Source organism: uncultured Fibrobacter sp. (assembly GCF_946062555.1).
Taxonomy (GTDB): domain Bacteria; phylum Fibrobacterota; class Fibrobacteria; order Fibrobacterales; family Fibrobacteraceae; genus Fibrobacter.
The window spans coordinates 35,805-42,848 of record NZ_CAMGVQ010000031.1 but is presented as its reverse complement, the minus strand read 5'-3'; the positions used below and the strand labels follow the sequence as shown (position 1 = coordinate 42,848).

10 protein-coding genes are annotated in these 7,044 nt (G+C 44.9%); 4 read left to right on the top strand and 6 right to left on the bottom strand.

Going from position 1 to position 7,044, the window contains the following annotated elements:
- Positions 1–415 (bottom strand): hypothetical protein (locus tag Q0P86_RS10265; protein WP_295039242.1); only part of this gene is annotated, 415 nt, incomplete at its 3' end.
- A gap of 656 nt (positions 416–1,071) precedes the next feature.
- Between Q0P86_RS10265 and Q0P86_RS10260 the strand changes: the two genes are divergently transcribed.
- The 3 genes from Q0P86_RS10260 to Q0P86_RS10250 are packed head-to-tail and all read left to right on the top strand — an operon-like array spanning position 1,072 to position 2,618.
- Entirely contained in the window at positions 1,072–1,509 is a 438-nt protein-coding gene (locus Q0P86_RS10260; RefSeq protein WP_295039240.1) for a hypothetical protein, read from the top strand.
- A gap of 13 nt (positions 1,510–1,522) precedes the next feature.
- Positions 1,523–2,143 carry a fibrobacter succinogenes major paralogous domain-containing protein gene (locus Q0P86_RS10255; RefSeq protein WP_295039238.1) on the top strand — a complete coding sequence of 207 codons (621 nt, stop codon included), beginning with the start codon at positions 1,523–1,525 and terminating at the stop codon, positions 2,141–2,143.
- A 40-nt stretch (positions 2,144–2,183) separates the two neighbouring features.
- Positions 2,184–2,618: a hypothetical protein gene (locus tag Q0P86_RS10250; RefSeq protein WP_295039236.1), complete on the top strand. Its 435-nt coding sequence runs from the start codon at positions 2,184–2,186 to the stop codon at positions 2,616–2,618.
- A 7-nt stretch (positions 2,619–2,625) separates the two neighbouring features.
- Here the strand turns inward: Q0P86_RS10250 and Q0P86_RS10245 are convergent, their stop codons facing one another.
- On the bottom strand, positions 2,626–3,330 hold the full coding sequence (locus Q0P86_RS10245) for a hypothetical protein (protein ID WP_295039235.1): 705 nt from the start codon (positions 3,328–3,330) through the stop codon (positions 2,626–2,628).
- Between the two features lie 52 nt (positions 3,331–3,382).
- Positions 3,383–3,856: a hypothetical protein gene (locus Q0P86_RS10240; protein WP_295039234.1), complete on the bottom strand. Its 474-nt coding sequence runs from the start codon at positions 3,854–3,856 to the stop codon at positions 3,383–3,385.
- Positions 3,857–4,232: 376 nt separating this feature from the next.
- On the opposite strand from Q0P86_RS10240, the gene Q0P86_RS10235 reads away from it, so the two are divergent.
- Positions 4,233–4,697 carry a hypothetical protein gene (locus Q0P86_RS10235; protein WP_295039232.1) on the top strand — a complete coding sequence of 155 codons (465 nt, stop codon included), beginning with the start codon at positions 4,233–4,235 and terminating at the stop codon, positions 4,695–4,697.
- A gap of 74 nt (positions 4,698–4,771) precedes the next feature.
- Here the strand turns inward: Q0P86_RS10235 and tatC are convergent, their stop codons facing one another.
- The 3 genes from tatC to Q0P86_RS10220 form a co-directional block, all read right to left on the bottom strand.
- The gene (gene tatC, locus Q0P86_RS10230) at positions 4,772–5,707 is read right to left on the bottom strand and encodes a twin-arginine translocase subunit TatC (protein WP_295039230.1); all 936 of its coding nucleotides are present in this window, start codon (positions 5,705–5,707) and stop codon (positions 4,772–4,774) included.
- On the bottom strand, positions 5,707–5,910 hold the full coding sequence (gene tatA, locus Q0P86_RS10225) for a twin-arginine translocase TatA/TatE family subunit (protein ID WP_295039228.1): 204 nt from the start codon (positions 5,908–5,910) through the stop codon (positions 5,707–5,709). Before tatA ends, tatC begins: the two co-directional genes overlap by 1 nt.
- Positions 5,911–5,991: 81 nt before the next feature.
- A complete protein-coding gene (locus Q0P86_RS10220; protein WP_072980835.1) occupies positions 5,992–6,996 on the bottom strand; it encodes a DUF362 domain-containing protein in 1,005 nt (334 codons plus the stop codon).
- Positions 6,997–7,044 lie beyond the last annotated feature (48 nt).

The window sequence follows — 7,044 nt, the reverse complement described above, 5'->3', positions numbered from 1 at the left end:
CCATCCGCATACGACATACAAAACCCTGCACTTTCAGTGCAGGGTAGTTTATTCCTACGGAATACGGCACATCTATTGCAGTAAGCGGAAGACCAGTCATGCACCAGGCCTGTCTAGCGAAATTCATTCCTTCATTAAATTTTTTAGATAGTCTATCTGTATAGTCACGCAGTAAACCAGAGAGTCGTTCAGGAGGTCGCTTTTTTATAGTCGGCGATGATGTAATCTTCTGAAATTGTTCACCAAATGGAATAAGTTCATCAATCAATTTCGCACTGTTGTTCGTCAAAACGTTCTGTGAAATCTCCAGTTCAGGATAAGGCAGCGGAAGATTTCGTTTCTTGCACGCTTCGTTCAAAGCACATCCGAACGGCAACACATTTTCCGGTAAACAGAAATCATTCAACTCAGGCATACGAGCCTCCTTTCGATAAGGTTTTTAATCCAATTTGTGGGAGTCTCGCCTATGCCTCGTAACGTTTGCGGTTCCTCAGAGCTCCTGACCTGACCTGCCAAATCGTCCGGTGAAAAGAAAAATGCATAGACTTTTCATTAGGAGTATAGATATTATTTGCCTCAGAAGCAAGTCTTTTGGGTGAAAGGTGTGTTAATTTATTTTTTACGCAAAATTGCGGTCCGAATACACCCCAAAAGCACTACTAATAAGAAGATGTCGCCCACCAGGCGACCCAAAATGGCGACAGACGACCTATATTCACGGCGTTTTCTATGAAAGAAGGCATAACTATGCTATATTTATGGAGACATCGTGAATTAGAGTAGAATCTTGTTCCTGTATTGAAAAGTCTGGTAAACTTAAAGTTAGCAGGGAACAGGACGTTACTCGCACCCCATGGGTGCGGGTCGTCTGTTGCTTATCGCTAACGGGTTACCAGAGCCTTCAATACATAAGCCTGCGACTTCGCACCTTTTTTGTTTCCTGAAAATCGTGCGAATCGCAAAAACGCCATAGCGTCAAAGGTCACCGGACAAACCGGAGTGGTCTTGGATTGCAGGCGCTTGAACTGGGTCTGACTTGCAACCCCGCCTTGGGCGGAAAGGGATGATGATATGAAGAAAATGGGAATTGCGGTATTGCTTGCTTTGTGCTCCACCGCATTGGCTGAACAATGCTACTTTCAAACTCGGCGAACTAGCTATGATTCGGGTACTCGCGTCAAAAAGATATCTTGTCAAACTTTGAAAAATGCTCAACAAGATGTTTACTTTTACAATGGTAATGATAATTATGCTCGTTATTACGAGCGACAATTTGGACAAGAAGGCAATTTGATTGTTGAAATAGACGGCTATGTTATGATGACAAAATTCTATTACGCTTTGGGTGAATTTCGTTATTACGGACAAATTGTATATAATGGTGGAAATGTTGTAAGTTGTAAGACTACTACAAGCACCGGATATTGCGACCAAGTTGAATATACCGAGTTTGGAAATTATTTGCGTGATTTCCTGAATTCGTCTGCTAGAAAGAAAAATCGTAAATAGGGGAGATATTTTTATGATGAAAATAGGGATACTGATACTTTGCTTTGCGGTTTTATCTACAGCAGGTTCATTTAAGGATAAAAGAGATGGTCAAATTTATAAGACCGTAAAAATTGGCAACCAAGTATGGATGGCTCAAAATTTGAATTATTCTATGCGAGAAAGTACTTGTTATGATCTTTCGAATGCGAATTGTCGAACCTACGGACGTCTTTATACTTGGAATGCTGCTCAATTTGCGTGTCCCAATGGATGGCATCTTCCTGATACAACGGAATGGATCGATTTATTCAATTTCGCTGGGGGTTATATGGTTGCAGGAAAAAAATTAAAAAGTAAAAGGCTTTGGCACAAAAATTTTGATGGTAGTAGGAATAATGGTGATGATTCTTATGGCTTCTCTGCTTTACCTGGTGGACAAGTTACAAATTCTGGAACATTTTTTGGTCTTGGCTTTATAAATGGATTTTGGACATCTTCCAGATATTTGCTTAAAGTAAATTATCAAACGCTAGGTACTCAATATTATGATTACGTTTGTGTTGCGACATTTACTGGAGATGTCGCCTCAAAGTGCTCGTATTGTCGCGAATGGGAACATTATTTTTCTGTCCGTTGCGTGAAGGATTATTAGAGAGGTTTACATGATACGAACTTTAACAAAGGAGGCTGATATGTCTTGTCAACACTGTTCCAATGAATCAAACATAACCTTTAGCGTGGAAAATTTCAATTGCTGGGGAGATGGTAAATCTGAAGTCATCCTTTATTCCGATGGTCGTTTGATGACTGTAAATAATAATGGGGTACAGACGCTCATTGTTACGAACATCAAATTAGCACAGGAAGTCGAGTTTTTTGTTTTGGAAAACAGTGGGCGGATTCTTCAATTGCCCGATTCCGATCAATCTGGAGTGCGAGTTTATGACGTTTGCCCTCATAAACTGAATTTTTGTGGTAAAAAATGTTGCGCCTATATGGCGGTGTCAGGTAATGACGAATTTAAGTATTTCTATAGCGAGGTTTCCCGTATAATCCGTAAACACGGCTATCTAAAGGACCACCGTGCGATAAGAGATAATGATGAAAAGAACAATAGAGTTTCCTGAGTGGAGCCTATTTTGCAATAGGCAAGCGCACAGATTCTTCTGTCAGTTTAAGTAAGTAAAGGCTGTTTTGCTTTAGTTCGTACAATGAAATAGATGTGATGCTTTCGGTTTTGGCCTTGATGGTAATTTTTTCTACTCTGTCAAAAGCGTTCACATATAGGGAATTGTTTTTTGAATCCGCCTTGATTTCCATTTTTCCAAGAAGAACGCCTAAATCATAGACCAAATGCATGGAAAGTATTTTCAATTTCCCTTCATCCGAATAAAATTTTTTCGGTTTGTAATCTTTCAGCTTTACATTTGTCCCTTGCTTGCGAACAAAAGTGGACAAAACCTTTTCTGAAGAAACTTGGTCTCTGTCGTTAACCACAATGGCAAGGCCCTCGTAATTTGTCGGAGCGAGTGGGTGTATATAGAGTTTTCCGCCAACTTTTTCAGGTTTTGTCCCTATTTCCAAACCGTGGATCATGAATTGTTGAAAGAAATGAATGATGCTGTCATTTGGTGGGAAACGCAAGTTGCTTCCCTCAAGTTGAATAAGATTCAGTTTGCCACGATCTGTTGTTTGAATTTTTAATTGCAACGTGTCTTTTTTTTTTAAAACGAATGTGACGGATGCATATTCCAAAGGAACGCCCTTGTCCTTGTTGGCAAGGGCATTCGTTGCGAAACAGCAAAGAATGGAAATTATGGCAAATAGTCGTCTGGCCATGTAATCTCGTCAGTTTTGGGATCGTATTTCATAAAATTGCCATTGGGTGTTATTAGAAAAATGGGTACACCCATTTGTCTGGATAGGGGTATATCTCCATTTCCGTCGTCCTCTGTTTCCGAAAAAAGTCTGTTTCGTAACGAGAATCGTCATTTCCATGTGTGTGTGCGACAGCAACGATATCCCCTAGTGAACAACCATCACTTTCAGCAATTTTGTTTAAATCAGAAAGCAGAAATCCGCTTTCGCTAGCAATCAGATAATGAGGTGGTACATAATAGTTATCAAGACTATCCTTATAGATATAGGTCGCTAGTTCCCGATTTAAACGCTTGGATTCGTTGTTGTGAACTTTAGACCATTCGCGCGCAGCCTCATCTGGCGAGGCGTATAATTTCCTTGAATTCTTGTTACAATCGAGAAATCTCTCATAACGTCCGATTCTTGAGTTAAATCGAATGCCATGACGTAATTCGGCGTTTTTTAAAGCGTTTTCAAATTCCTTAGTTTCTGTGAATTCGGCCATACTGGGAACTTCCAAATAAATTGTTTATGTGTGATTGATTTTGGTTGTATCGGTGGGGTTCCCGGAGCCTTACTACTGGAGCACAATTTGCAAATTACTGCGTTTATTCTCTCGCTCAAAATCTTTGGCTAATGCTGATAACGATACAACCTTCAGCTGATTTTCAATATAACAAAAGCTTTGCTCATTGTCAAGTAGTTTGGGAAAAAGATTTTTTTGAAAGTGTTTGTCATGCTTTAAGAAATATATGTATATTAAAATAAGTTGTTATGAAAAATCAGTCATTTTCTTTTTCTAAAAAAATGCTGAAGTGGTGTGCGCTCCTGATGTACATCGTTTTAGTCATAATTGGGATCTCTGTTGCGGTGATGAAGGTATGAGTAAAAGGGATTTAAAAATTCTTTTTTTTGTAATAACTGCACCATTTGCGGCACTGGGTGTATTCACTGTTATCATTACCGGTTATGTTGTTTGCACTTATGATGATTCAATTACGATCAAACCGGAAGTAGAAATTTTGTCGCCAGATGGAGTCCACAAGGCTGTAGTTTTCACGGCGGCATGGGGTGGCGGTGCTGGCGGAAAGTCCCATTCCGTTGCGGTATTGAATTCAAGCGACTCTCTAGACGAATCCGTTTACAGAAGCGATAGGACGGTTATTGCGGTAAGATGTTGCGACAGTATTGACGTAAACTGGTTGAATGATTCGATGTTGCATGTTCGCTACATAAAGGAAGACGAATACGCTGTTTACAGGATTACCAAAAAATGGAACGAAATAAGCATTGATTACGATGAAATCGAAACGACGGCTGCGACTCCGACATTACATGTTCCATAAGGCTCGGTTGCAAATAAAGTTTATATCGATGAGCGAGAAAGTCCCATAGGCATAGGGGACGAACAGAACCGAGCCTAATAAGGTTTCCACTTGTCGGCGTCTTTTTCGGCGCCGACCTGGAACTTGGAAGAAGGTGCTGCGAAATCGATGTCGTCGGTTGTGGGGGAGTCGGTTTCTGCGAGGTCTTTCGCGGAGTCGTTCGTCGCTGTGGTCTGCGCAGTCTCCGATTCCGTCGCGGTCGAATCTCGTGGCGCGATGTTCGGGGCGTTTTCAGGATGGACTTCTTTCAAGGCACGCCCCTTGTAATGCCTGGCCGCAAGGAGACCCGCTTCGAAGAGCAGGTACGTCGGGACTCCGAGCAACAATTGGCTAACAACATCGGGGGGAGTGAGGAGGGCCGCCAGCACAAGGATTGCCACCACCACGTAGGGGCGCTTGCCGCAGACGGTCTCGTAATTCACGATGCCCGCACGGATTAACGCGTAGGTCACCAGCGGGAACTGGAACATGCATCCGAACGCAAGGGAAAGCCAGAGTGCGAGTGTTACCAGGTTAGAGACGCCGAATACGGGTTGCAGGGTCGTGCTTGCAAAGCTCATGCCGAACTGCACAATCAGCGGGAAGCAGACGACAAGGCAGAAGACGACGCCCGCGATAAACAGCCCGCTGGTCATGGCCATGATGGAGCGGATGAAGCGCTTTTCGTTGTCGTATAGGGCGGGGAGCACGAACTGCCACATGTTCCAGGCGATGTAGGGCGAAAACAGCACGCAGTCCAGCAGAGCAGAAATCTTGAGCTGCAGCAGGAACACTTCCATCGGGGAAAAGTAGTGGAGCGTGACGCCGCCCTGCAAGGCAATTTGCTTACAGAACCAGTCCAGAACGTAGGGCGAAACAAGGAACAGGGGCACGATGCCGATGGCAAGGGCGATAATAGAACGCAAAAGCGCCCGACGGAGCGCTTCCAAATGCGAAATCAGCGTAGCCTCTTGATCCTGTTTGGTAGACATTAGCCTTTATTTTCTTCTGCCTCGGCGGCTTTTTCCACCGTCTTCTGCAGGTCTTCGGCTTCTTCCTTCAGGGCGTCTTTCGCCTTCTTGTATTCGTTCTGGGCCTTGCCCAAAGAACGTGCAAGTTCAGGAATGCGCTTTGCCCCGAACAAAAGGAGCACCACGACCACAATCAGGATTATTTCTGGAATTCCAAGGGACATATTTTACCTGCCTTTTCTTAGAAATATAACATAATCCGCGACGGTGACGAGAATTTATCTACGGTGCCGTCGCGAACTAGGCTACAGTTCGATAATCCTGTATTTGCGGTTACCCATCTTCAGCTTTTCCATGGCGGGCAGCTGGTGCAGGCCCTCGCGGGTCTCGATGCGTTCCTTGAGGTCGTGAAGTTCCTTGGGCGGGAGCTTGTAAACCATGTCAACGCTGGCCTGGTCCACCGCCACGATATCTGTGGAGGCGAGAATGCCGATGTCACGGCACTTGGGCTCCGCTGCAGAAAGGCCTGCGCAGTCGCAGTCCACGGACATGCGGCGCAGCACGTTGATAAAGCAGATGTGTCCCTTGAAAAAGTCGCAGGTTGCCTTTGCGGAATCGGCCATGGTTTCCATGAACAGGGCTCCGCTGGTTTTCCAGCCCGCCGTGCCGCCCGCTTCCATCTTGGTGGGGCCGCCCTTCACGTATTCGTGAATCATCTTCTTGCCCAGGCGTCCGCCCGCGCAACCGATGGCGATGTTCTTCATGGAGCCGCCGAAACCGCCCATGGCGTGGCCCTTGAAGTGGGTCAGCACAATCATTGAATCGTAATTCTTGATGTGTGCGCCCATGGACATTTCCTTGAAAATGAGACCATCCTTTACGGGGAGCATTACTTCGCCGTCTTCGTCCATGATATCCACGTCGCAGAAGGTCCAGCCGTTCACCTTGAGGGTTTCGCGGTGTTGTTCGGTAGTGTACCGGTCGCCTTCGTACCAGGTGTTGGTCTCCACAATCTTGGAGTTGGGCACTTGTGCCTGGAATTCCTTGACCCATTCGCGGGGCAGAATATTGGGGCCGTTCTTTTCGCCGGTGTGGAGCTTGATGGCCACGCGTCCGGTAATGCCCTCGTTGATTTTCTTATACAACTTGATGAGGCCTGCTGCACTCAGGTCCTTGGTGAAATAGACGTTGGAAACGTCCTTTCCGGGTTCCTTCTGTTCCATGGATTTCCCTTTCGCGAAAGCGGGTGTGAATACGGCGGAAGCGAGTGCTGCTGCGCCTGCGGTTTTTAAAAAGTCTCTTCTGTCCATAGTTTACCTTGAGCCTGTCATTCTGGAGAACCGAAGGTTCGATAGAAT

Coding starts and splice junctions, on each gene's coding strand:
- tatC (WP_295039230.1), bottom strand. CDS start 5,707: ATGTCTACCAAACAGGATCAAGAGGCTACGCTGATTTCGCATTTGGAA.
- Q0P86_RS10250 (WP_295039236.1), top strand. CDS start 2,184: ATGTCTTGTCAACACTGTTCCAATGAATCAAACATAACCTTTAGCGTG.
- Q0P86_RS10235 (WP_295039232.1), top strand. CDS start 4,233: ATGAGTAAAAGGGATTTAAAAATTCTTTTTTTTGTAATAACTGCACCA.
- Q0P86_RS10255 (WP_295039238.1), top strand. CDS start 1,523: ATGATGAAAATAGGGATACTGATACTTTGCTTTGCGGTTTTATCTACA.
- tatA (WP_295039228.1), bottom strand. CDS start 5,910: ATGTCCCTTGGAATTCCAGAAATAATCCTGATTGTGGTCGTGGTGCTC.
- Q0P86_RS10245 (WP_295039235.1), bottom strand. CDS start 3,330: ATGGCCAGACGACTATTTGCCATAATTTCCATTCTTTGCTGTTTCGCA.
- Q0P86_RS10220 (WP_072980835.1), bottom strand. CDS start 6,996: ATGGACAGAAGAGACTTTTTAAAAACCGCAGGCGCAGCAGCACTCGCT.
- Q0P86_RS10240 (WP_295039234.1), bottom strand. CDS start 3,856: ATGGCCGAATTCACAGAAACTAAGGAATTTGAAAACGCTTTAAAAAAC.
- Q0P86_RS10260 (WP_295039240.1), top strand. CDS start 1,072: ATGAAGAAAATGGGAATTGCGGTATTGCTTGCTTTGTGCTCCACCGCA.